This window comes from Streptomyces sp. NEAU-YJ-81 (assembly GCF_017592595.1).
Lineage (GTDB): Bacteria > Actinomycetota > Actinomycetes > Streptomycetales > Streptomycetaceae > Streptomyces > Streptomyces hygroscopicus_B.
In genome coordinates this window covers 24,377-47,486 of the sequence record NZ_JAGFNO010000028.1, presented here as the reverse complement: position 1 = coordinate 47,486, position 23,110 = coordinate 24,377, and the positions used below count along the sequence as shown (strand labels likewise).

Below are 23,110 nucleotides of genomic sequence, written 5' to 3'. Positions count from 1 at the left end.
GCACGGCGCGGCGGGTGGGCTGCCGTGCCGGCGGTGGGCGCGGCGGTGGGGCGCGGCCCGGGGCACCCCATCGGTGACCACCGCAGCGACCGACCCGAGCCAGCGAGGCGCGTGATCCCCGGGGCCCAGACGCAACGACTGGGCGCAGCCCGAGTCGGGGGCGCCCCCATCCGTGGCCACCGCGGCGACCGGCGCCGGCCGGCAGGCACCTGGGCCGCCGTGGCGGGGTCCAGACGCGGCGATGGGGCGCGCCCCGTTGTGGGGTGCGCCCCATCGCCGTGGTGGCAGCGAAAGCGGGATCAGGCTCCGCGGAGGGTGGCGCCCGTGCGGTTGGCGGCTGCCGACACCGCGGCGTCGCGGGATGTCGCGATCTCCTCGGCGGTCAGCGTGCGGTCCGGGGCGCGGAAGCGCAGCGCGTAGGCCAGCGACTTCCTGCCCGCGCCGAGCTGCTCACCGGTGAAGACGTCGAACAGGCGGAGGGATTCGAGCAGTTCGCCCGCGCCCTCGCGCAGCGCCGTCTCCACATCGGCCGCGGCGACTGAGGCGTCCACGATCAGCGCGACGTCCTGGGTGGCCACCGGGAAGGTGGAGACATGGGGGGCCTCCACGCCGCCGGTGCCGGCCTGTTCCAGTCGGTCGAGCTCGATCTCCATCGCGCAGGTGCGCTCGGCCAGGCCCAGGGCCTTGGTGACCCGCGGGTGGAGCTCTCCGGCGTTGCCGACGAGGATCTCCTCGCCGTCGACGACGGCCAGCAGCGCGGCGCAGCGGCCCGGGTGCCAGGGGTCCTGCTGGTCCTGGCGGACGATCAGCTCGGCCCCCGCCTCACGGGCCACGATCCGGCCCGCCTCGACGGCGTCGGCCCAGCTCACCGGGGTGCCCTTGCCCCACCAGCCGGCCTGCTCACGGTCGCCCGCGAGGACGACGGCGACGCGGCGCGGCTGGTGCGGCAGCGCGGCGTTGAGCCCGGCGATCTCCTCGTCGGTGGGACGGCGGTCGACGGGGAGGGTGGCCGCGGCCGGCTCGTGACCGGTGGCGCGGAAGACCAGGCCCGTCTCGAAGAGCGCGAGGTCGCGCTCGCCGCGCCCGGCGTTGCGGCGCAGCGCGCCGAGCAGCCCGGGCAGCAGCGTCGTACGGAGCGCGGGCTCGGCGTCGGAGAGCGGGTTGACCAGCCGGACCAGATCGCGCCGCGGGTCGTCCGCGGCCAGCCCGAACTGGTCGAGGGCCTCCTCGCCGATGAACGGGTAGTTCAGCGCCTCGACGTATCCTGCTCCGGCCAGCGCCCGGCCGACCCGCCGGTGCAGCCGCTGACGCTCGGTCAGTCCGCGCCCGGCGGGCGGCCGGGGCAGCGTCGAGGGGAGGTTCTCGTACCCCTCGAGCCGGATGACCTCCTCGGCCAGGTCGTTGGGGTCGGTGAGGTCGGGCCGCCAGCTCGGGACGGTGACCGTAAGGTCGTCGGCGCCGTAGACATCGCAGCCGATCTGCTGCAGCCGGCGCACCACGGTCTCGCGGCCGTAGGACACCCCCGCGACCTTGTCCGGGTGGTCGGCGGGCAGCGCGATGGTGTGCGGGGCGCTGGGCGCGATGATCTCGGTGACGCCCACCTCGGCGGTGCCGCCCGCGAGGAGCACCAGCAGGTCGACGGTGCGCTGCGCCGCCGCCGAGGTGGCCTCGGGGTCGACGCCGCGCTCGAACCGCCGGGACGCCTCGGAGGACAGCTTGTGGCGGCGGGCGGTGCGGGCGACCGAGACGGGGGCGAAGTGGGCCGCCTCGATGACGACCTCGGTGGTGCCCGCCGCCTGGCCGGTCCCGGCGTCGGCGGTGGCGTCCGCGATCTCGGTGTTGGCGCCGCCCATGACACCGGCGAGGCCGATGGGCCCGCTCTCGTCGGTGATGACGAGGTCCTCGGCGTCCAGGACGCGCTGGTTGCCGTCGAGGGTGGTGAGCTTCTCGCCCGGCTGCGCGCGGCGCACGCCGATCGCCCCGTTGATCCGGGAGCGGTCGTAGGCGTGCAGCGGCTGGCCCAGTTCGAGCATCACGTAGTTGGTGATGTCGACCGCGAGCGAGACCGGGCGCATCCCGGCCTTCTGCAGCCGGCGCTCGAGCCAGATCGGGGAGTGCGCCTCGGGGTCGAGCCCGGTGACGGTGCGGGCGGTGAAGCGGTCGCAGCCGATCGGGTCGGTGACCTGGACGGGGTAGCCGTGGCTGCCCGGCGCGGGCACGTCGATCAGGGCCGGGTCGCGCAGCGGCAGCTCGTAGGCGGTCGCGGTCTCGCGGGCGACACCGCGCATCGACAGGCAGTAGCCCCGGTCCGGGGTGACGGCGATGTCGAGGACCTCGTCGACCAGCTCCAGCAGCTCGATGGCGTCGGTGCCGACCTCGTACTCCGGCGGCAGGACGATGATGCCGTCGTGGTCGTCGGACATGCCCAGCTCGCTGGCGGAGCAGATCATGCCCTCGGAGGTCTTGCCGTAGGTCTTGCGCGCGGAGATCGCGAAGCCGCCGGGCAGTTCGGCGCCGGGCAGCACGACCACGACCTTGTCGCCGACGGCGAAGTTCCGGGCTCCGCAGACGATGTTCTGCGGCTCACCCGTTCCGTTGGCCTGGCCGACGTCCACGGTGCAGAAGCGGATCGGCTTCTTGAAGCCCTCCAGCTCCTCGATGGTCAGCACCTGACCGACGACCAGGGGGCCCTTGAGGCCGGCGCCGAGCTGCTCGACCGTCTCGACCTCGAGCCCGGCCGAGACGAGTTTGGCCTGTACGTCACGGCCGGTCTCACCGGCGGGCAGGTCGACGTACTCCCGCAGCCAAGAAAGCGGGACCCGCATCAGATCTCCATCCCGAAGGGCCGGGTGAAGCGCACATCACCCTCGACCATGTCTCGCATGTCTTCCACGTTGTGCCGGAACATCAGCATCCGCTCGATGCCGAAGCCGAAGGCGAAGCCGCTGTACTTGTCCGGGTCGACACCGCAGGCGATGAGCACCCGCGGGTTGACCATCCCGCAGCCGCCCAGCTCGATCCAGCCCTCGCTGGAGCAGGTGCGGCAGGGCCGGTCCGGGTTGCCCACGGACTCGCCCCGGCACACGTAGCAGAGCATGTCCATCTCGGCGGACGGCTCGGTGAACGGGAAGAAGTTCGGCCGCAGCCGGGTGGTCATACCCTCCCCGAACAGCGCCCGCACCATGTGGTCGAGCGTGCCCTTGAGGTCGGCCATGGTCAGGCCCTCGTCGATGGCGAGCAGCTCGACCTGGTTGAAGACGGGAGTGTGGGTGGCGTCCAGCTCATCGGTGCGGAAGGTGCGGCCCGGGCAGATCACATAGATGGGCGGCTCGCGGTCGATCATCGACCGGATCTGCACCGGCGAGGTGTGGGTGCGCAGCACCACACCGGACGACTCGCCGTCCTTCGCGCCGCGCACGAAGAAGGTGTCCTGCATCTCGCGGGCGGGGTGGTCGGGCGGGAAGTTGAGCGCGTCGAAGTTGAACCACTCGGCCTCCACTTCGGGCCCCTCGGCGACCTCGTAGCCCATCGCGACGAAGACGTCCTCGATGCGCTCGGAGAGCGTGGTGATCGGATGGCGGGCGCCGGCCGGGGTGCGGTCGTACGGCAGGGTGACGTCCACCGCCTCCTCGACCAGCACCCGGGCGTCACGCTCCGCCTCGAGCTCCTCCTGCCGGGCCTTCAGCGCCTGGTTGACCTGGCCTCGGGCCTGGCCGACGCGCTTGCCCGCGTCCGCCTTGGCGTGCGGTGGCAGGGCGCCGATCTCGCGGTTGGCGAGCGCGAGGGGTGAGCGGTCGCCGGTGTGGGCGACCTTCACCTCGCGCAGCGCCTCGAGGTCCCCGGCGGCGGCGATGGCGGCGAGCGCCTCGTCCCGCCTGCGGGCGATCTCTTCCGGTTTCAGTGCCTCGACCTCGACAGGGTCGTACGACTTATTGGGTGCCGACATCTCTTCCCGTACTTCCGTTTGTCCCCCAGCTACCGCTGGGAGGTGCCCCCCGGCTGCGCGACCCCGGCTCGACTGGCTGCGACCGCTGCGCCCCGTGCAAGGGACGCCAAAGGTGCCAAAGCCCGAGTCTAAGGGGCGCGGGAGGGGTGTTGTTCCGGGGGACGCCGCTCGGCGGCCGCCGCGCGGGGTCCGCCCCGTGCCGGAGAAGCCCGCGGGCGGCTCAGGCCAGATAGGCCGGGGTGCCCACGGGCAGGATAAATCGGAACTCCGCGCCGCCGCCGCGGGCCCGGTCGACGGTGATCGTCCCGCCGTGCGCCTCGACGATGCCCTTGACGATGTAGAGCCCGAGGCCGGTGCCGCCGCGCTTGCTGCCCCGCCAGAAGCGGGTGAAGACGCGGCTCATCGACTCCTCCGGGATACCGGGGCCTTCGTCGCTCACGGTGACGGCGGTCCTTTCGACAGGGGGGCCCTCCACGACCGGCTTGGCCGGTGTCGCGGGCGCTATATCAATGGTGACCGTTCCCTCGCCGTGGCGCACCGCGTTTTCCAGCAGGTTGCCCAGCACCTGATCGATCTTGTCCGGATCGGCCCACAGCCTGGGCAGCGGCCCCCTGGACCTGATCAGGAACCGCTCGGCGGTGTGCCCGGCCGCGGTGAGCGCCTGCACATGGCGGCGGACGGCGGCGGCGAGGTCGACGGGCTGGCGGCGCACCTCCAGGCGGCCGGAGTCGATCCGGGAGATGTCCAGCAGCTCGGCGATCAGCCGGGTGACCCGGTTGGCGTCGGCGTCGACGGTCTCCAGCATCAGCCGCTTCTGGTCGTCGGTGAACCGCTCCCATTTGGCCAGCAGGGTGGCCGTGAACCCCTTCACGGACGTCAGCGGCGAGCGCAGCTCATGGGCGACGGTCGCGATCAGCTCGGCATGGCTGCGCTCGGTACGGCGGCGGGCCTCGGTGCCGCGCAGGCAGACCACCACCCGGCGCACCGGTCCGGTCGGCCGCTCGCGCACATAGCGGGCCGAGACCAGCACCTCGCGCCCGCCCGGCAGCAGCAGGTTCCGCTCGGGCTGACCGGCCCGGATGGCCAGCCCTCCATACGGATCGGTCAGCGCCCACCAGCGCCGGCCGTCCAGGTCCTCTAACGGCAGGGCCACCTCGAGCCGGCGGCCGATCGCGTCCGCGGGGTCGGTGGCGGTGATCCGGGCCGCCGCCGCGTTGAAGCACGTGACCAGGCCGGTCTCATCGGCCACCACCAGGCCGTCGGGCAGATCGTCGGGGTGCGGCGCGAATCCGTCCGGCGCGCCGCCGGGCAGGCCGGGGCCCGGCCCGCTGGACGAGAGGTCGCGCCCACCGCCGGGCGGCCCTGCTCCAGGCGGCCCTGCTCCAGGCGCATGGGCGTCGGCCGCCCTGGCGCCGGAGGTCCTGACGTCCATCCCCACACCCCCTCTCGGGTCCCCTCCCAGAGGGGGCAACCCTACTAGGTCGATGTGACGGAGCGGCACCCTGCGGGAGCGCGCTGCGCACGAGCGGAGGCATAGAGGCACACGGCGGCGGCCGTGGCGAGATTGAGGCTCTCGGCCCTGCCGTGAATCGGAACGCGCACCACCTCGTCCGCGAGTGCGCGGGTAGCCTCCGGCAGGCCCCATGCCTCATTGCCGAAGATCCAGGCGGTGGGGGCGCCCAGCAGCCCGTCGTCCAGCTCGGAGTCCAGGTCCCGCTCCCCCGCCCCGTCCGCGGCCAGCACCCGCGCCCCGGCCTCCCGCAGCCCGCTCACCGCGCGCTCGACGGGCACCCCGACGGCGACGGGAAGATGGAAGAGGGAGCCGACGGATGCGCGTACGGCCTTGGGGTTGTAGGGGTCCACGGAGGCGTCCGTCAGCACCACGGCGTCCGCCCCGGCGGCATCGGCGCACCGCAGCACGGTTCCGGCGTTGCCGGGGTCGCGGACGTTCGCGAGGACGGCGACGAGCCTCGGCCGGGCGCGCAGGATCTCCTCGAACGGCGAGTCGAGGAAGCGGCACAGCCCGACGACGCCCTGAGGGGTGACGGTGTCGGACATCTCCGCGATGACCTCGTCGGAGGCGGTGAGGACGGGAAGGTTCGCGGCGCGGGCGGCAGCGAGGATGTCCGCGTGGCGCTCGGCGGCCTCGGGGGTTGCGTACACCTCCACGAGATGCGCGATGGCCTCCCGTACGGCCTGCGGCCCCTCGACGATGAACCGCCGCTCCTTCCCGCGGAAGCTGCGCTTGGCAAGCCGCCGGGCGGCGGTGACACGCGGCGATCGCAGGGACGTCAACTCGGGGGTCGCCATGGGGTGCGATGCGCTTTCTCGTGCGGTGTGTGGTGGTGACGCGGGGCGGGCTTCCCCCACCCCGCCCCTTCCCGAAACCGGGGACGGGCCCCCGGGCCCCCGGGGAACGGCGGCAGCCGGGGACCGCCTTGGCCGCGCCGCCCGGCCGGGCGGCGCCGGGCGCCCCCGCGGACCGGGTCCGGCTCGTCCGGGCGGCGGCCACGCGCCGAGCCGGGCCGGGCAGGCCCCGCCGGGCGGCCGACGCGGAGCCAGGTTGTGGGCATTCGTTCCGCAGGACGGAGACAGCCCGGTTGCGCGCAATCGCCCTGCGGGGCGGGGCACGCCCGGTTGTGGGCAATCGTTCCGCCGGGGCATCTCCCAGCGGTAGCTGGGGGAGGAACGGGTGGGCACAACCCGGCCACCGGCCCGCGTCCGGCAACGAAACCCCCCAGGGGCACCGACATACGCGGACCCGCAGGTACGCGTTCACCTGCGGGTCCATGGCGTACAGCTCAGCGCAGCGGTTACGCGGCCTTCGGCGCGTTGACGTCGCTCGGCAGCGCCTTCTGCGCCGCCTCGACCAGCGCGGCGAACGCACCGGCGTCGTTGACCGCGAGGTCGGCCAGGATCTTGCGGTCCACCTCGATGTTGGCGGCCTTCAGACCCTGGATGAAGCGGTTGTACGTCATGCCGTTGGCGCGGGCAGCGGCGTTGATGCGCTGGATCCACAGCTGGCGGAAGTCGCCCTTGCGCTTCTTGCGGTCGTTGTAGTTGTAGACCAGAGAGTGGGTGACCTGCTCCTTGGCCTTGCGGTACAGGCGGGAGCGCTGGCCCCGGTAGCCGCTGGCCTGCTCGAGGATCGCCCGGCGCTTCTTGTGGGCGTTGACTGCCCGCTTGACGCGTGCCACTTGTTAACTCCTTGTACGGGGCCGCGGGTGACTCACGCGGCCCGGAAACGAATAGGTCCCGGTCTGGCGCTCGCCCCGCCGAAGCGGGGCGGGGCGTCACTTGCCGAGAAGCTTCTTGATCTTCTTGGCGTCGGCGGGGGCCATCTCGACCTTTCCGGCCAGGCGGCGCGTCAGCGTGGACGGCTTGTGCTCGAGAAGGTGGCGGCGACCGGCGCGCTGGCGCACCACCTTGCCGGAGCCGGTGAGCTTGAAGCGCTTGCTGGCACCGCTGTGCGTCTTGTTCTTCGGCATGTCGCCGTACTCTCCTCGTCGGGACGCCTCCGCGGTTCTGCACGCGGAAGCGTCATGTGTTTCGGTTGATGTCCGGAGCCCTTCGGCCCCGGGTGGGCGGTCGAGGCTCGCGCCTCTCAATCACGCCTCGGCGGGCTCCTCGGCAGGCTCCTCGACGGACGCGTCCGGGGACTGGTCCAGGTGAGGAATTCCCTGGCGCTCCGCCTTGCGGGCGGCCTGCGCCTCGCGGGCTTCGGCCATCGCCTCGGTCTTCTTCTTGTGCGGACCGAGAACCATGATCATGTTTCGGCCGTCCTGCTTCGGGTTGGACTCCACGAAGCCCAGCTCCTGGACGTCCTCGGCGAGCCGCTGCAACAGCCGGTAGCCGAGCTCGGGCCGGGACTGCTCACGGCCACGGAACATGATCGTGATCTTGACCTTGTCGCCCTGCTTGAGGAACCGGACGACGTGACCCTTCTTGGTGTCATAGTCGTGCGGGTCGATCTTCGGCCGGAGCTTCATCTCCTTGATGACCGTGTGCGCCTGGTTCTTGCGCGCTTCACGGGCCTTCATGGCCGACTCGTATTTGAACTTTCCGTAGTCCATGAGCTTGCAGACCGGCGGGCGAGCGGTCGCCGCCACCTCGACGAGGTCGAGGTCGTACTCCTGCGCAAGCTCCAGGGCCTTGGCAAGCGGCACGATGCCGACCTGCTCGCCACTGGGACCGACGAGTCGCACCTCGGGGACGCGAATCCGGTCGTTGATGCGGGGCTCGGCGCTGATGGATCCTCCTCGGTTGCACCACGCGACCGTCTGGCGGACTGCCGCGTAACGTCTGTTTCGGTATGACCACCGCGCCGTAACGCACAAAACGCCCCGACGGGTACACAGGCGGGGCTCCTCATTGACCGGGAGCACCGCCGCGATATCACCGCGGGGCGCAGCCTGACCGATGACCTGCCGACCCGGGGGGTCGGAAGGTGGGAGCTGGGGAGCCTCCACTTGCGGGCCGGACACGCGCGTGACCGGCCGGTCGTTTATCTACGATACCAGGACTGGCCCGGGATGCTCACCCGGTGCGTCCTCGGCATCCGCCCCGTCCCCTGTTCCCCTGCGTTCCCCGGCGTTCCTGTGAACTCACCCGCCCCGTGCGTACGGCGCCGGGCGGCCGCCTAGGCTGGGGCCCACCATCCCTCAGGAAGTGAGCCCCGACCACCATGAGCGACGCCAACGCCGGGCAGCCGCCGGCCCCCGACTTCGACCGGATGACCCGGGACATCGCGGATGTGCCCGCGGTCGAGGTGATCACCACGGTCGCGGTGCACCTGATGAGCGCCGCCGCGGTCAACCTGGGCCTGGCCGAGGAGGGCCCCCAGCACAAGGACCTGGACGAGGCGCGGAAGCTGATCAACGCCCTGGCGGGGCTGGTCACGGCCAGCGCCACGGAGATCAGCTCCTTCCACGCCGCTCCGCTGCGGGACGGCCTGAAGTCCCTGCAGCTCGCCTTCCGTGAGGCGTCGGTGGTGCCGGACGAGCCGGGGCAGGGGCCCGGCGAGAAGTTCACCGGCCCGGTCTTCGGCTGACCTCCGGAGGGCACGGGCCCCTCGGGAGCCCGTACGCCCCTCCGGGCCCGTACGCCCTCCGGGCCCGGGCCCCCGCGTGCGCGACTCAGGCCGCCTCCGGGCCCTTGGTCTCCTGGCCGCCCGCCTCGGGGCGGTGGCCGCCGCGCAGCCGCCCCCACGGTCCGGTCGCCGGGGGCGGATGGGCCTCCTCCTGGTCGACCTGCCCCGCCGGATGGAGATGGGTGAACCGGTGCACCACGGCGGCGAGCACCCCGCCGACCAGCGGTGCCACGATGAACAGCCAGAGCTGGCCCAGCGCATCGCCGCCCGCGAAGATCGCGGGGCCGAAGCTGCGCGCCGGATTGACCGAGGCCCAGGTCAGCGGGATGCCGATCAGATTGACGGCGGCGAGGGCGAGGCCCACCGGGATCGGTTCGCCGCCGACCAGCGCCACCGAGTGGGTCACCGCCAGGAAGACGAAGACCAGCAGGAAGGTCAGCAGCACCTCGGCGAGGAAGGCCCCGCCCGCACCCATGCCCACCGGTGAGCGGCCGCCGTAGCCGTTGCTGCCGAAGGCGTCGGCCGTCTGGAGCCTGGGCACCTGGTTGGCGAGCAGGAAGAGCACCGCCGCGCCCACGATCGCGCCGACGAACTGCGCGACCCAGTACTGGACGGCCGTACGGATGTCGATGCGCTTGGCCAGCAGCACGCCGAGGGTCACCGCCGGGTTGATGTGGCAGCCCGAGATGCGTCCGAACGCGTAGGCGATCGCGATCAGCGTGAAGCCAAAGGCGAGCGAGATCCCGAGGGCGTTGATGTAGTCGCCCGCCAGGACCAGCGAACCGACTCCGAAGAGGACCAGCATCGCGGTCCCGATGAACTCCGCTACGACCGTTCTCGTCTCCATGGCGCTCTCCTCACGCAGATTCCGACCGCCAGTCGCCTAAGCATTGTGGGGGGAATTGAGGCGATTCGCCTGTTGGTCCGAATGGGGAGGTCCGGGGCCCGCCCCCGCAGCGGGCCGGGCTCTGCCTCTGTGGCGGGCCGGAGCCCCGCCCCCTCAGCGGCTGAAGAGCGGTTCGCCGGGGACCTTCGCGTCCGGCGGCAGCAGCGCCAGGGTCAGCCCGCGCACCAGCCGTGCCCGCAGCACCTCGTCGGCGGCCAGGGCGCCCGCCACCCGGTGCGCCGTCTCCCGCGCCGGCGCCTGAGGCACGAGGGCGAGCGCGAGCATCCCGTCGGCGTCCGCCGCCGGTGCCAGATGGGCCCTGAGCACGTCCGGCTCGGCGGCCAGTACTGCACGCACGGCCTCGGTCACGGCCGGGTCGGCGAGCGGATCGGTGCTGGTCCGCCCCTCGGCGAGGGCCAGCAGCGCGGCGCCGGTCAGCTGGTACGGCACCGGGCCCGCGAGGTCCAGGACCAGCGTGTCCGCCTTCTCATGGGCGGCGGCCTCCAGCGCCTGGCGCAGCGGTACGGCCACGGGCCGGGCGTCCGGGCGCCAGCGGGCCAGCGTCTCCAGCGAGGTGAAGGCGGGCAGGGCGCGCCGACCGCCGGGAGCCTGCAGCGTGGGCACCGCCATGTCGCTGCTCTTTTCGCGGCGCAGCCGGTCGGGCCCCTCCTCGACCTCGCCGAGGATCGCCATCACGGGGACGAGGAGGCGGGCGTCGGTGAGTGCGGCGAGCACCTCGGGCTCGGCCGAGCGGTCATCGGCCCAGGCGGCGAGCGCCGCGGTCAGCCGGGGGTCGGCGGAGCCGTCGTCGCCGGAGAAGCCAGGGTCGGGAATGTTCTTGAGCGCCACGCCATGAGGGTATCGAGAGCGGGGAGGGCCCGACGCGGCGGGCGGCGGAGAGGGAGGCGGCGTGGACGGATGGCGGACGACGTGACGGAGGAGCAGGGGCTGAGCGCGGCGCTCGCCGACGCGCTCAGCCCCGTGGCGCAGGGCTCCGGCGCGCACTTCTCCGTCGCCGTCCTGGATCCCCGGTCGGGGACGAGCGGGGTCCACGGTGACGGCTCGTATGCCACGGCGAGCATCGTCAAGGTGGGCATCCTCGCGGCGCTGCTGCTCAGGGCGGAGGCCGAGGGGCGGTCGCTGACCGCCCAGGAGCGATCGCATGCGGCCGTGATGATCGAGCAGAGCGACAACGACGCGGCGACCGCGCTGTGGCAGACGATCGGCGGCGCGGCCGGGCTCGACGCGGCGCACCAGCGGCTCGGCCTGACCGCGACCCGGGCCGGGAGCGGCGGGAACTGGGGCGTGAGCCTGACCACTGCCGCCGACCAACTGGCCCTGCTGCGCGCGGTCTTCTCGGACGACTCGCCGCTGGACGGCGGCGCGCGGACGTATCTACGGGCGCTGATGGGGCGCGTCGTCGACCGCCAGAGCTGGGGCGTCTCGGCCGCCGCCGACGGCGGCGGCCCCGGGACACGGCTGAAGAACGGCTGGATGCCCCGCGATGCCACCGGGCTGTGGGTCGTCAACAGCATCGGCGAGGTGACGGCGGACGGGCGCGCCTATCTGGTCGCGGTGCTGTCCGAGGGCAGCGCGGACCTGGACAGCGGGGTGGCGCTGGTCGAGGAGGTGGCGCGTACGGCCGTGGCGACGGCCCGCACATACCGATCCCGGTAAGCGACACGCCGGAACGGCCTGCAGCCGACAACGGCCATGGGGCCCGGCCCGACGCCCTACGGAACCCGGTGAGCGGCCTGCACAGCGCGCCCGACCCGACGCCGCCGCCGTGCTGCAGCGCGCGGCACGCCCGAGCCGACGACGCGGCGCCCGGGGCCCGCTCAGCGCACGGAACCCCGTCGGCAGCGCCCGCAACGGGTCCCAACTGGCCACTCACCCCGACGCGGCTCGGGCCAACGCCTCGCTCAGCGCGAACGAAAGGTCGGGGGCAGCGCTCACGGCGGTTCTCGGCCGACCAGCGTGCCCCGACGCGGCTCAGCGCGGGCGGTACCTCGTCAGCGGCGCCCTCGGAGCGGGTCTCGGCCGACCACGCGCATCGCCGGCACGCCCCAGGCCAACGCCTGGCCTCAGCACGCACGGATCGCCAGGAGCACCGCGCGCAAGCGCGATGAGCGCCGGGCCCGAGCCGACGACGCGGTGGGGACGTGCCTCAGCCCGCGCGGATGCCCGTGAGCAGCGAGCGCAGCCTGGGTGGCATCCGTAGGGGGCCCGAGCCGCGCCATAGGGCGACCGCGGCGACCACCAGGGCCGCTCCGGCGATTCCGGCGAGCAGCGCCATCTCGTTGGGGCCGGGGTCGCCGTGCTCGCCCTGGGCGTGGCCTGGCCCGTTGCCGAAGTAGCGCTGGGGGGAGGAGGCCACGGCGGGGCGCTGGGCCTCCGGCTTCATCTTGCCGCCCGCGGCGATCGCCGCCGCCGGGTCCACCAGGCCCGCGCCGAGGGCGTCGCTGCGGCCGCCCTCCGGGACGTCCTGGGCGGTCCGGGTGAGGAGCTCCCGGATCTGGCGCGGGCTCAGCTCGGGGTGGGCGGCGCGGACGAGGGCGACGGAGCCGGAGACGAAGGCGGCGGCCGCGCTGGTCCCCCAGCCCTCGTAGTAGCGCTTGTCGGGGTCGGCGATGACCACGTCGACGCCGGGTGCGCAGACGGTGGCGTACCAGCGGCGGGTGGAGAAGGCGGCGCGGGAGCCGTAGCGGTCCACGGCGGTCACGGCGATCACCCCGGGGTAGGCGGCCGGATAGGAGACCCGGTCACCCTTCTCGCCGCCGTTGCCCGCGGAGGCGACCACGGCCACGCCCTTGCGCAGCGCGTACTGCACGGCGGCGTCCTCGGCGGCCTCGGGGTGGGCGGAGGCGCTGTCGTCGCCGAGCGAGAGGTTGATGACGTCGGCGCCGTGGTCGGCGGCCCAGCGGATACCGGCGGCCAGCGCGCCGCCACGGGACGAACGGGCCTTCTTACGGGCGGCGTCGGAGTCCTCGAGGATCACCCGCACCGGCAGGATCCGCGCCTTCGGCGCGACGCCCAGGACGCCCTCTCCGCCGACCGCGCCGTGGCCGTGACCGGCGATGATCCCGGCCATGGCGGTGCCGTGGCGGGCCCAGGCGCGTTCGCCGCGCCGGGCGCCGAAGCCGATGAGGTCCTTACCGGGCAGCACTTGGCCTTCGAGGTCGGGGTGGCTGTCGTCGACGCCGGTGTCGAGGACGGCGACGGTGACCCCGGAGCCCTTGGTCGTCTGCCATGCCTCTTGGACGTGGAGGGTGTCCAGCGCCCATTCCTGGGCCTGTATGCCGTCGGCGTTCGCGGGCGCGGCGAGCACCAGGGTCAGCCCCGCGGTGGTGAGAGCCACTGCCAGGCGCCGCCCGATCCCGGTCATGACGTGGTCTCCGTGAGCGTGGACAGGGCCCGGCGGAATATGGGCTCGATCGCGTCGGCGATGCCTCGGGCGTCGTTGCCGAGGCCCGACTGCGCGGGGGCCGAGGTGGCGCCCCGCTGGGTCGCCTCGCCCGCCGACTGCGGATCGGTGACCTTACGGCCGTCGGCGAAGCCGCTGACGCTGTAGATGACGACGGGGGCGTCGGTGAGGATCCGGATCCGCCAGCTGGCGCGCTGGTCGTCGCCGAAGCCGGCCGCCGCGGTGCCCCTGGCTGCGTACGCGCGGGGCATCAGATCGGTGCGCTCGTCCAGCTTCTCGGTCACGAAGCGCTGGTGCAGCGTCCGCATCCCGGTGGGGCCGGAGGTGGTGATCAGCACCCCGACGGTGGTGACGCTGGTGCTGGTGGCATCGGTGTACGTGGCGCGCACCAGCCGCTTGCAGCCCACCGGGGCCAGCGCCTTGGCGAGCAGTGGGTCGAATCCGCCGCCGCAGCTACTGTCCGGGGCGACGGCTATTCGGCTCCAGACGCGATCGGCGCCGCCCGGGCCCTCGCCCCCGCCGCGCAGGGTGCGCGGGAAGAGGTCGTCCACGGGGACGCTGTGCCAGGCGGAGCGGGCGTGGGCGTAGGTGTCGGCGGTGGACGGCGGGGCGTCGGGGTCCTCGCCCAGCCAACTCCCGGCCGCCGCGCCGCCGAGCAGCCCGAGGCCGAGGACGAGACTCGCGGCGGCGGCCGCCGTACGGCTGGGCGGACGGCGCCGGCCGCCCCGCCCGCCGTCGGCGAAGAGCGCGCCGGTGCGCGGCGGTGCGGAGGGGCGTGGGGGCAGCCGGGTGCCGGACGCCCCGGCGGTGCCCCTGGGGAACGGGACCTTCGCCCGTACGCCGAGGATGGGGGTGTCCGGATCCGGGGTGAACCCGGGCGGGGCGGTGGGGCGCGGCGGGGGCGCGGAAGGCTGCGCGGGCGCCGTGCGCGGGGGATGTGCGGGGCGCGGTGGGGGCGTGCTGTGGGGTGAGTGCGCCTGTTCCGCGTCGGTGCTCACCAGCACCACCTCGCAGCCGTCGACACCTGTTTCACCTGGCTCCGTCCGGTTCGCCGCACCACCCACCGCCTTTCGGGCAGGTGGGCCCGTATACGGACAACACGCCGCTGACCTGCCGGTCGTGGCGTGCGCGACACTCTACGGGGAGCCGGGGGCCCTGCGCACCGGCTGCCCTCTACCCAGTGGTAATGGCGGTCTGGCAAGCTGCGTCCATGTCCGCTGCCGCCGCTGACCGGGCCCGGTACGACCGGGCCACCGCCCATCTCGAAGCGCCCGTGGCGATTGTCGACCTGGGAGCCTTCGACGACAACGCCCGGGATCTGGTCCACCGGGCGGGAGGCAAACCGATCCGCGTCGCCAGCAAATCGGTGCGCTGCCGGGCACTGTTGGAGCGGGTGCTGGCACGGGACGGCTTCGCGGGAATCATGAGCTTCACGCTGCCGGAGTCGCTGTGGCTGGCGCGTGAGGGGTTCGACGACGTCCTGCTCGCCTATCCCTCCACCGACCGGGACGGCTTCGCCACCCTGACCAGCGACCCCAAGCTGGCCGAGGCCGTGACGGTCATGGTGGACGACCTGTCCCAGCTCGATCTGATCGACAGCGTTCGCGCCGGGACCGAAGAGGTCCGGGTCTGCCTGGAATTGGACACCTCGCTCCGGATGCTCGGCGGACGGGTGCGGGTCGGGGCGCTGCGCTCACCGCTGCGCGAACCGGAGCAACTGGCCGAGCTGGCACGGGCGATCGACCGCCGCCCCGGCTTCCGGCTGGTCGGGCTGATGGCGTACGAGGGTCATGTGGCGGGCGTGGGCGACGCGGTGCCGGGCAGTCCGCTGCGCTCGCGCGCCGTACGGCTGATGCAGTCCGTGGCACGCCGGGAGCTCGCGGCGCGCCGGGCCGCGGTCGTGCGGGCGGTGCGGGCGGTGGCGGACCTGGAGTTCGTCAACGGCGGCGGTACGGGCAGTGTGCAGCACACCGCCGCGGAGGACGCGGTGACCGAGATCGCCGCCGGATCCGGGCTCTACCAGCCGCGCCTCTTCGACAACTACACCTCCTTCCACGGCCGCCCGGCCGCCCTGTTCGCCCAGCCGGTGGTGCGCCGGCCCGGGGTGGGCGTGGTGACGGTGCTCGGCGGCGGCTATCCGGCGTCGGGCGCGCCGGGGCGGGACCGGCTGCCGGTGCCGTATCTGCCGGAGGGGCTGGTGTACGACTCGATGGAGGGGCCGGGCGAGGTGCAGACCCCGCTGCTGGGCACGGCCGCCGACGATCTGCTGATCGGCGACAAGGTGTGGTTCCGGCATGCCAAGGCCGGTGAGCTGTGCGAGCGGTTCGACACGCTGCGGCTGATCGAGGGGGACCGGGTGGTGGCCGACGCGCCGACGTACCGGGGCGAGGGCAGAACGTTCCTCTGACCGGCCCGCTCCTTCGGCCCGGACGGACCGACGACTTCGGCCTGAATGGACCGGCGACTACGGCCTGGACGGACCGGCGACTTCGGCCCGGACGGACCGGCGACGCGCCTAGGCGGACCGGCGACGCGCCTAGATGGACCGGCCGTCGCCCGCCAGCGCCTCGATGCCCTTGACGATCTTGTCCATGTCGCTGAGCGGCGGCGCCTTGTCACTCTCGTCGAACCCGAAGCGCACCACGACCATCGTGTCCGGCACGGTGGGCGACGGGAAGGCCAGCGACTGGACGACGCCGTCGTCACCCTTCTTCGTCACCACCTTCCAGCGGACCAGATAGCCCTTCCCGCCCGCGACCTCGACCGCCGACTCCTTCAGCCCCTTGTGGGAGGTGATCCCGCCGTACGCCTTACGGTCGTTGTCCTCGTCGGTGCCGTAGGACTCCTCGGCGTTCTGCGCGATGTCCTCCTTGGCTATGCCCTTGGCGGAGGTCGCCTTGTAGCCCTGGGCGGTCCGCGAGAAGGCGCCGCCGCGTACGCATTCGGTGGACGGGTCACCCGGGCAGGGGTAGCGGGAGGTGGTGACGCCCGCGCCGCCGGAGCTGCTGCGCCCCGCCTGCCAGCCGGTGAGCACCGGCAGGCTGATGCCGTTGCCGGGGTCCGGGGCGGTGTCCGGGTCGTAGCTGGGCGGTGCGCTGGGGGTGTCGGTCGGCCCGTCCGAGGGGCTGTCCGGGGTGGGGAGGTCCGGGGCCGGGTCGCCGCCGTCCGGCGGGGTGGAGTCGCTGGGGGCGGCGGGCCCGGTCTGGGCGTTGCCACCACCGCCGTCGCCGCCGTCGCCCAGCAGCACGATGCCCCCGACGATCGCGGCGACCACGACGCCGGCGGCGACCGAGACCGCCGCGATTCTCGGGCCGCGGCCCCGGCCGTGGCCGCCCTGCCGCCCTGGCAGGTAGGGCGGCGGCGGCGGGCCGAAGGCCGGGTCCGCGGCGCCCGAGGCGTCACGGGTGTACTCGCTCCAGGCGGAACCGTCCCACCACCGTTCCATGGCGGGGCCGTTACCTGCGTAGCCGGGATCGGGGTACCAGCCGGGGGGCGTGTTCATGGTCACACGGTCAGCCTATGGCCAGGGGTGCGGTCCGTACACCGCGGATGGCGGGACTGCGCACAGGACTACAACGGAGTGACGTACGCCCCGGCGATCCCGCCGTCCACGAGGAACTCGGCGGCGTTGACGAAGGAGGCGTCATCGCTGGCCAGGAAGGCCACGGCGGAGGCGATCTCCTCCGGTTCGGCGAACCGGCCCACCGGCACATGGACCAGCCGGCGCTGGGCCCGCTCCGGGTCCTTGGCGAACAGCTCCTTCAGCAGCGGGGTGTTGACCGGCCCCGGGCACAGCGCGTTGACCCGGATGCCCTCGCGGGCGAACTGCACGCCCAGTTCACGGGACATGGCCAGCACCCCACCCTTGGAGGCGGTGTAGCTGATCTGCGAGGTGGCGGCGCCCATCACGGCCACGAACGAGGCGGTGTTGATGATGGAGCCCCTGCCCTGCTGCCGCATGTACGGCAGTGCGGCCTTGCAGCACAGATAGACGGAGGTGAGGTTGACCTCCTGGACCCGCTTCCAGGCGTCGAGTCCGGTGGTGAGGATCGAGTCGTCGTCGGGCGGCGAGATACCGGCGTTGTTGAAGGCGATGTCCACCGAACCGTAAGTATCGAAGGCGGTCTTGAAGAGCGCCTCGACCTCCTCGGGGTCGGTCACGTCCACCCGGACGAAGAGCCCGCCGACCGCGTCGGCCGCGGCCTTGCCCGCGCTCTCGTCGATATCGGCGCAGACGACCTGCGCGCCCTCGGAGGCGAGGCGGCGCGCGGTGGCCAGGCCGATGCCGCTGCCCGCTCCGGTGACGACGGCGGTACGGCCCACCAGACGGCGGCACACGGGGGTCTCGGTCACGTCACTGCTCCTCGGTGCTGATGAAGACGTTCTTGGTCTCGGTGAAGGCGGTAAGGGCGTCGGGACCCAGCTCCCGGCCCAGGCCGGACTGCTTGTAGCCGCCGAAGGGGGTGGCGTACCGCACGCTGCTGTGCGAGTTGACGGACAGGTTCCCGGCGGCGACGGCGCGCGAGACCCGGACCGCGCGGCCCACGTCGCGGGTCCAGATCGAGCCGGACAGGCCGTAGTCGGTGGCGTTGGCCAGCCGTACGGCGTCGGCCTCGTCCTCGAAGGGCAGGACGACGGCGACGGGGCCGAAGATCTCCTCCACGGCGGCGCGGTCCCCGGGGTCGGTGGCCTCCAGCACGGTGGCCGGGTACCAGAACCCCTTGCCCTTCGGGGCCTCGCCACGGATCGCCGCGGGCGCGTCCTCGGGTACGTAGGACCGTACGCGCTCCCGCTGGGCGGCCGAGATCAGCGGGCCCATGGCGGTGGCGGGGTCGGCCGGATCGCCGACCGCGAAGGAGGTCACGGCGGGCGCCAGCAGCTCCATGAACCGGTCGTAGACGCTCCGCTGGACCAGGATGCGGCTGCGGGCGCAGCAGTCCTGTCCGGTGTTGTCCAGGAAGGAGCCGGGGGCGGCGGCCGCGGCGCGCTCGATGTCGGCGTCGGCGAAGACGATGTTCGGGCTCTTGCCGCCGAGTTCGAGGGTCACCCGCTTCAACCCCTCCGCGCATTTGGCCATGATCCCCTTGCCGACGGCCGTGGAGCCGGTGAAGACGACCTTGGCGACGCCGGGGTGCTCGACCAGCGCGGCGCCCGCGACCGGCCCGGCCCCGGGCAGCACCTGGAAGAGCCCCTCGGGAAGGCCCGCCTCCAGGGCGAGTTCGGCCAGCCGGAGCGCGGTGAGCGGGGTGGTTTCGGCCGGTTTGAGGACCACGGCGTTCCCGGCGGCCAGGGCGGGCGCGGTGCCCCAGGCGGCGATCGGCATGGGGAAGTTCCACGGCGCGATGACCGCGACCACGCCGAGCGGCTCATGGAAGGTGACGTTCAGCCCGCCGGCCACCGGAATCTGGGCGCCGTTCAGCCGCTCCGCTCCCCCGGCCGCGTAGTCCAGCAGATCGCGCACATTGCCCGCCTCCCAGCGGGCGTTGCCGATCGGATGGCCCGCCTCGCGGACCTCCAGCCCCGCGAGCTCCTCGATGTGCCCGTCCACCACGGCGGCGAAGCGGCGCAGCAGCCGGGCGCGGTCGGCGGGTGCCAACGCGGCCCAGCCGCGCTGCGCCTCGGTGGCGCGGGCGACGGCGGCTGCCACGTCTTCCGGGGTGGCGGCGGGGACGGTGGCGATGACCTCCTCGGTGGCCGGATTGAGGACCTGGTGCTCGTGGGGGTGCTGGTGGGAGGGTTCGTTGCTCACTCGGTGGTTCCTCACATGCGCTCGAAGGACCGGAAGCGCTCCCAGTCCGTGACGGCGGTGTCGTACGCGTCCTGCTCGACGCGCGCCATGTTGAGGTAGTGCTCGACCACCTCGTCGCCGAAGGCGGCCCGCGCTATGGGGCTGTTCCGCCACAGCTCGGCGGCGTCGCGCAGCGAGGTCGGGACGTGCTCGGCGTCGCCGGTGTAGGCGTTGCCGGTACAGACCTCGGGGAGCTCCAGCTCCTGCTCGACGCCGTGCAGCCCGGCGGCCACCATCCCGGCCACGGCCAGGTACGGGTTGACATCGCCGCCGGGGAGCCGGTTCTCCAGCCGGTGGGAGGGGCCGTGGCCGATGACGCGCAGCGCGCAGGTGCGGTTGTCCGGGCCCCAGGCGACGGCGGTGGGCGCGAAGGAGCCGGGGCGGAACCGCTTGTAGGAGTTGATGTTCGGGGCGTAGAGCAGGGTGAAGTCACGCATCGCCGCGATCTGTCCGGCGAGGAAGTGGCGCATGGTCTTCGACATGCCGTACGGGCCGTCGTCGTCGGCGAGCACGGGGTGCCCGGCCTCGTCGCGCAGCGAGAGGTGGATATGGCAGGAGTTGCCCTCGCGCTCGTCGTACTTGGCCATGAAGGTGAGCGCCATGCCCTCCTGGGCCGCGATCTCCTTGGCGCCGGTCTTGTAGACGGCGTGCTGGTCGCAGGTGGTCAGGGCGTCGTCGTAGCGGAAGGCGATCTCGTGCTGGCCGAGGTTGCACTCCCCCTTGGCCGACTCGACGGTCATCCCGGCGGCGCCCATCTCGTTGCGGATGCGGCGCAGCAGGGGCTCGACCCGGCCGGTGCCGAGGACGGAGTAGTCGACGTTGTACTGGTTGGCGGGGGTCAGCCCGCGGTAGCCGGTGTTCCACGCCTGCTCGTAGCTGTCCCGGAAGACCATGAACTCCAGCTCGGTGCCGGTGTACGCGGTCCAGCCGCGCTCGGCGAGCCGGTCGAGCTGACGGCGCAGGATCTGGCGCGGGGAGGCGACCACGGGGCTGCCGTCGTGCCAGGCGAGGTCGGCGGTGAGGAGGGCGGTGCCGGGGTTCCAGGGGGTGCGGCGCAGGGTGGCGGTGTCGCCGTGCATGGCGAAGTCGCCGTAGCCGCGCTCCCAGGAGGACATGGCGTAGCCGTCGACGGTGTTCATCTCGGTGTCGACGGCGAGGAGGTAGTTGCAGCCCTCGGTGCCGTGCGCCAGGACGTCGTCGAGGAAGAAGCGGGCGGCGAACCGCTTGCCCTGGAGCCTTCCCTGCATATCGGTGAAGGCCAGGACGACGGTGTCGATCTCCCCGGCGGCGACCAGTCTGGTCAGCTCGTCGACCGAGAGCGGGGGCGTGCGGTCTGCCACGGTGGGGCCTCCTGCGTCGGAGAAGTGCGGGGAGTCTGGGAATTCGGGGAGTTCGGCGAACTCGGGAAGCTCGGGAAGCTCGGAGAGTTCCGAGAGTTTTCGGGGAGTTCGGGGAATCGGAGAGGGTCTGGGTGGCGTGGGGTGGCCTTAAGGTAATACCGCAGACCATTGATTGGGAAGTAGGTGCGGACGGTTCGATGAGCGAGAGCGGGAGTGAGCACGGGAGCGCGGCAGCGGCAGACGACCGGCTGGCGCCGGTGCTGCGCCCGGTGCGAGCGGGGAACGGCTTCGAGGAGGCGCTGGAGCAGATACTCCAGGTGCTGCGGCTGGGGCTGGTCCCCGACGGCGGCCGGCTCCCGGCCGAGCGGGAGCTGGCCGACCGGCTGCGGATCAGCCGGGTGACCCTGCGCGAGGTGCTGAAGGTGCTGCAGGACCAGGGGCTGGTGGAGAGCCGCCGCGGTCGCTACGGCGGCACCTTCGTCCGGGCCCGGCCCGAGCCCGCCGGGGGCGGCGAGGACGAGCTGCGGCGCCGGGTGGCGGCGGTCGACGTCGAGGACACCCTTCGGTTCCGCGAGGTCCTGGAGGTGGGCGCGGCGGGGCTGTGCGCCGCGCACGGGCTCGGGGACGGGCAGGTACGGCGGCTGCGGGCGGCCCTGGACGCCACGCGGGACGCCCCGCTGGCCGACTACCGCCGCCTGGACACCATGCTCCACCTCACGCTCGCGGAGCTGGCGGGCTCACCGTCGCTGGCCGCCCAGTACGCGGCCGTCCGCGCGACCGTCAACGACCTGCTGGACTGCATCCCGCTGCTGGTGAAGAACCTCGAGCACTCCCAGGCCCAGCACGGTGCCCTGGTCGAGGCGGTGCTGGACGGGGACGCGGACGGGGCGCGCGAGGTGATGCGGGAGCACTGCGAGGGCACGGCGGCGCTGCTGCGCGGCTTCCTGGTCTGACCCCCGCGCCTGGCCCGTCCGCCCGAGCACGTGGACTGGAGAGCACCGGCGCTTAACCACGGTTTTACGCAGAGGTCTTGCGCATCGCCGACCGGCAGACAAAGGTATGGCCCCACACCTTTGCCATCGCCCCCTCGCGTGGAGCAGGAGTCCCCCCATGGCCGACGGAACCGAGTCCGCCCGCACCGAATCCGCCCGCGCCTCCGTCGGCGGCGCCCCGCCGGGCGGTGCCCCGGCGCCGTCCCCCGAGGACGCGTATCTGGAGCGCCGCACCCTGCGGCGCGGCAGCGCGGGCCCACTGCTGCTGACCGGCCTCGGCGTCGCCTATGTCGTCTCCGGCGACTTCTCGGGGTGGAACTTCGGCCTGTCGGAGGGCGGCTTCGGCGGGCTCGCCATCGCCGCCCTGCTGATGGGCCTGATGTACGCCTGCATGGTGTTCGCCCTGGCCGAGCTGGCCGCGATCCTCCCCACGGCGGGCGGCGGCTACGGCTTCGCGCGGCGCGCCCTCGGCCCCTGGGGCGGCTTTCTCACCGGTACGGCGATCCTCATCGAGTACGTCCTGGCCCCCGCCGCCATCTCCATCTTCATCGGCGACTACGTCGAGTCGCTCGGGCTCTTCGGCCTGGAGTCGGGCTGGCCGGTCTATCTGGCCTGTTTCATCCTCTTCATCGGCATCCATCTGTGGGGCGTGGGCGAGGCCCTGCGGTTCAGTCTGGTCGTGACCGCCATCGCCGTCGCCGCGCTGCTGGTCTTCGCCGTCGGCGCCCTCACCGACTTCGACGCGGGCTCGCTCAACGACATCCCGGTGGACCATTCGGCGGCCGGTGCCACTTCCTGGCTGCCGTTCGGGCTGCTCGGCATCTGGTCGGCGTTCCCCTTCGGCATGTGGTTCTTCCTGGGGGTGGAAGGGGTGCCGCTCGCGGCGGAGGAGACCCGGGACCCGGCCCGTACGCTGCCGAAGGCCATGGCCTGGTCCATGGGCATCCTGCTGATCCTCGCCCTGCTCACCTTCCTCGCGGCGACGGGGGCGCGCGGCTCCGGCGCCGTGCAGGAGGCGGGCAACCCGCTGGTCGAGGCGCTGCAGCCGGGCGGAAAGGCGACCGTGCTGTCCCGCATCGTCAATTACGCGGGCCTCGCCGGGCTCGTCGCCTCCTTCTTCTCTCTGATCTTCGCCGGTTCGCGCCAGCTGTTCGCCCTCTCCCGGGCCGGCTATCTGCCCCGCTTCCTCTCCCTGACCAGCAGGCGCAAGGCCCCGTTCCTGGGTCTGCTGGTCCCGGGCGCCATCGGCTTCGCCCTCGCCGCGTGGACCGGCGACGGCGCCCGGATGCTCAACACCGCGGTCTTCGGCGCCACCATCTCGTACGCCCTGATGTCGCTCTCCCACATCGTCCTGCGCCGCCGCGAGCCGGGCCTGGACCGGCCTTACCGCACCCCGGGCGGCACGGTAACGTCGTCCATCGCCTTCGTCCTGGCCTGCTCCGCGCTGGTGGCCACCTTCCTGGTGGACAAGGACGCGGCCTTCATCGCGCTCGGCGTCTACGCGGTGGCGCTGGCCTACTTCGCCTTCTACAGCCGCCATCGCCTGGTCGCGGCCGCACCGGAGGAGGAGTTCGCGGCGCTGGCGGAGGCCGAGGCGGAACTGTCCCGCGATTGAGCGCACAGTGAGTGCACAGATCTTCGAAGA

The 23,110-nt window shown here is 73.0% G+C and carries 20 protein-coding genes; 5 read left to right on the top strand and 15 right to left on the bottom strand.

The features are described from left to right. Positions 1–299: 299 nt before the first annotated feature. From pheT to infC, 7 genes are all read right to left on the bottom strand, one after another. Positions 300–2,825: a phenylalanine--tRNA ligase subunit beta gene (pheT, locus tag J5X86_RS39010; protein WP_208521396.1), complete on the bottom strand. Its 2,526-nt coding sequence runs from the start codon at positions 2,823–2,825 to the stop codon at positions 300–302. Next, positions 2,825–3,946, bottom strand: coding sequence for a phenylalanine--tRNA ligase subunit alpha (pheS, locus tag J5X86_RS39005; protein WP_119992231.1), 1,122 nt, complete (start codon positions 3,944–3,946; stop codon positions 2,825–2,827). The genes pheT and pheS overlap by 1 nt, the downstream gene beginning before the upstream one ends. A gap of 220 nt (positions 3,947–4,166) precedes the next feature. Then, on the bottom strand, positions 4,167–5,378 hold the full coding sequence (locus tag J5X86_RS39000; protein ID WP_208521395.1) for an ATP-binding protein: 1,212 nt from the start codon (positions 5,376–5,378) through the stop codon (positions 4,167–4,169). A gap of 44 nt (positions 5,379–5,422) precedes the next feature. Then, positions 5,423–6,256, bottom strand: a complete 834-nt coding sequence (locus J5X86_RS38995; RefSeq protein ID WP_078639974.1) for an RNA methyltransferase — start codon at positions 6,254–6,256, stop codon at positions 5,423–5,425. A 503-nt stretch (positions 6,257–6,759) separates the two neighbouring features. Further along, positions 6,760–7,143: a 50S ribosomal protein L20 gene (rplT, locus tag J5X86_RS38990; protein ID WP_078639975.1), complete on the bottom strand. Its 384-nt coding sequence runs from the start codon at positions 7,141–7,143 to the stop codon at positions 6,760–6,762. 96 nt (positions 7,144–7,239) lie between these two features. Then, complete coding sequence (rpmI, locus tag J5X86_RS38985; protein ID WP_020867203.1) at positions 7,240–7,434, bottom strand: 50S ribosomal protein L35; 195 nt, start codon at positions 7,432–7,434, stop codon at positions 7,240–7,242. A 120-nt stretch (positions 7,435–7,554) separates the two neighbouring features. Next, positions 7,555–8,196, bottom strand: a complete 642-nt coding sequence (gene infC, locus J5X86_RS38980) for a translation initiation factor IF-3 (protein WP_119994760.1) — start codon at positions 8,194–8,196, stop codon at positions 7,555–7,557. A gap of 434 nt (positions 8,197–8,630) precedes the next feature. On the opposite strand from infC, the gene J5X86_RS38975 reads away from it, so the two are divergent. Next, positions 8,631–8,996, top strand: a complete 366-nt coding sequence (locus tag J5X86_RS38975) for a DUF1844 domain-containing protein (protein WP_014056105.1) — start codon at positions 8,631–8,633, stop codon at positions 8,994–8,996. 85 nt (positions 8,997–9,081) lie between these two features. On the opposite strand, the gene J5X86_RS38970 is transcribed toward J5X86_RS38975, so the two are convergent. Both J5X86_RS38970 and J5X86_RS38965 read right to left on the bottom strand, forming a co-directional pair. Beyond that, a complete protein-coding gene (locus tag J5X86_RS38970; RefSeq protein ID WP_208521393.1) occupies positions 9,082–9,882 on the bottom strand; it encodes an aquaporin in 801 nt (266 codons plus the stop codon). A 153-nt stretch (positions 9,883–10,035) separates the two neighbouring features. After that, positions 10,036–10,770, bottom strand: a complete 735-nt coding sequence (locus tag J5X86_RS38965; protein ID WP_208521392.1) for an SseB family protein — start codon at positions 10,768–10,770, stop codon at positions 10,036–10,038. Positions 10,771–10,839: 69 nt separating this feature from the next. On the opposite strand from J5X86_RS38965, the gene J5X86_RS38960 reads away from it, so the two are divergent. Beyond that, positions 10,840–11,598 carry a serine hydrolase gene (locus J5X86_RS38960; protein WP_208521391.1) on the top strand — a complete coding sequence of 253 codons (759 nt, stop codon included), beginning with the start codon at positions 10,840–10,842 and terminating at the stop codon, positions 11,596–11,598. 490 nt (positions 11,599–12,088) lie between these two features. On the opposite strand, the gene mycP is transcribed toward J5X86_RS38960, so the two are convergent. Beyond that, on the bottom strand, positions 12,089–13,306 hold the full coding sequence (gene mycP, locus J5X86_RS38955) for a type VII secretion-associated serine protease mycosin (protein WP_208521390.1): 1,218 nt from the start codon (positions 13,304–13,306) through the stop codon (positions 12,089–12,091). Continuing rightward, positions 13,303–14,343 (bottom strand): hypothetical protein, encoded by a 1,041-nt coding sequence (locus tag J5X86_RS38950; RefSeq protein WP_308124850.1) that lies wholly within the window; start codon positions 14,341–14,343, stop codon positions 13,303–13,305. Before J5X86_RS38950 ends, mycP begins: the two co-directional genes overlap by 4 nt. Before the next feature lie 212 nt (positions 14,344–14,555). Between J5X86_RS38950 and J5X86_RS38945 the strand changes: the two genes are divergently transcribed. Beyond that, complete coding sequence (locus J5X86_RS38945; RefSeq protein ID WP_078639979.1) at positions 14,556–15,752, top strand: alanine racemase; 1,197 nt, start codon at positions 14,556–14,558, stop codon at positions 15,750–15,752. Positions 15,753–15,881: 129 nt separating this feature from the next. On the opposite strand, the gene J5X86_RS38940 is transcribed toward J5X86_RS38945, so the two are convergent. The 4 genes from J5X86_RS38940 to J5X86_RS38925 all read right to left on the bottom strand — a co-directional run bounded on the left by J5X86_RS38940 (position 15,882) and on the right by J5X86_RS38925 (position 20,473). After that, positions 15,882–16,847, bottom strand: a complete 966-nt coding sequence (locus J5X86_RS38940; RefSeq protein ID WP_208521389.1) for a DUF2510 domain-containing protein — start codon at positions 16,845–16,847, stop codon at positions 15,882–15,884. Positions 16,848–16,915: 68 nt separating this feature from the next. Further along, the gene (locus J5X86_RS38935; RefSeq protein ID WP_208521388.1) at positions 16,916–17,698 is read right to left on the bottom strand and encodes a 3-oxoacyl-ACP reductase; all 783 of its coding nucleotides are present in this window, start codon (positions 17,696–17,698) and stop codon (positions 16,916–16,918) included. 1 nt (position 17,699) lies between these two features. Then, a complete protein-coding gene (locus J5X86_RS38930) occupies positions 17,700–19,094 on the bottom strand; it encodes an aldehyde dehydrogenase (RefSeq protein WP_208521387.1) in 1,395 nt (464 codons plus the stop codon). 11 nt (positions 19,095–19,105) lie between these two features. After that, a complete protein-coding gene (locus tag J5X86_RS38925) occupies positions 19,106–20,473 on the bottom strand; it encodes a glutamine synthetase family protein (RefSeq protein WP_078639983.1) in 1,368 nt (455 codons plus the stop codon). Between the two features lie 197 nt (positions 20,474–20,670). On the opposite strand from J5X86_RS38925, the gene J5X86_RS38920 reads away from it, so the two are divergent. Both J5X86_RS38920 and eat read left to right on the top strand, forming a co-directional pair. Then, a complete protein-coding gene (locus J5X86_RS38920; protein WP_078639984.1) occupies positions 20,671–21,426 on the top strand; it encodes a FadR/GntR family transcriptional regulator in 756 nt (251 codons plus the stop codon). A gap of 157 nt (positions 21,427–21,583) precedes the next feature. Further along, on the top strand, positions 21,584–23,080 hold the full coding sequence (gene eat / locus J5X86_RS38915) for an ethanolamine permease (RefSeq protein WP_208521386.1): 1,497 nt from the start codon (positions 21,584–21,586) through the stop codon (positions 23,078–23,080). Positions 23,081–23,110: the final 30 nt, after the last annotated feature.

What these genes read in the sequence shown, in the direction of transcription:
- pheT (WP_208521396.1), bottom strand. Translation starts at nt 2,825, where the DNA reads ATGCGGGTCCCGCTTTCTTGGCTGCGGGAGTACGTCGACCTGCCCGCC.
- pheS (WP_119992231.1), bottom strand. Translation starts at nt 3,946, where the DNA reads ATGTCGGCACCCAATAAGTCGTACGACCCTGTCGAGGTCGAGGCACTG.
- J5X86_RS39000 (WP_208521395.1), bottom strand. Translation starts at nt 5,378, where the DNA reads ATGGACGTCAGGACCTCCGGCGCCAGGGCGGCCGACGCCCATGCGCCT.
- J5X86_RS38995 (WP_078639974.1), bottom strand. Translation starts at nt 6,256, where the DNA reads ATGGCGACCCCCGAGTTGACGTCCCTGCGATCGCCGCGTGTCACCGCC.
- rpmI (WP_020867203.1), bottom strand. Translation starts at nt 7,434, where the DNA reads ATGCCGAAGAACAAGACGCACAGCGGTGCCAGCAAGCGCTTCAAGCTC.
- J5X86_RS38975 (WP_014056105.1), top strand. Translation starts at nt 8,631, where the DNA reads ATGAGCGACGCCAACGCCGGGCAGCCGCCGGCCCCCGACTTCGACCGG.
- J5X86_RS38970 (WP_208521393.1), bottom strand. Translation starts at nt 9,882, where the DNA reads ATGGAGACGAGAACGGTCGTAGCGGAGTTCATCGGGACCGCGATGCTG.
- J5X86_RS38960 (WP_208521391.1), top strand. Translation starts at nt 10,840, where the DNA reads ATGGCGGACGACGTGACGGAGGAGCAGGGGCTGAGCGCGGCGCTCGCC.
- mycP (WP_208521390.1), bottom strand. Translation starts at nt 13,306, where the DNA reads ATGACCGGGATCGGGCGGCGCCTGGCAGTGGCTCTCACCACCGCGGGG.
- J5X86_RS38945 (WP_078639979.1), top strand. Translation starts at nt 14,556, where the DNA reads ATGTCCGCTGCCGCCGCTGACCGGGCCCGGTACGACCGGGCCACCGCC.
- J5X86_RS38940 (WP_208521389.1), bottom strand. Translation starts at nt 16,847, where the DNA reads ATGAACACGCCCCCCGGCTGGTACCCCGATCCCGGCTACGCAGGTAAC.
- J5X86_RS38920 (WP_078639984.1), top strand. Translation starts at nt 20,671, where the DNA reads ATGAGCGAGAGCGGGAGTGAGCACGGGAGCGCGGCAGCGGCAGACGAC.
- eat (WP_208521386.1), top strand. Translation starts at nt 21,584, where the DNA reads ATGGCCGACGGAACCGAGTCCGCCCGCACCGAATCCGCCCGCGCCTCC.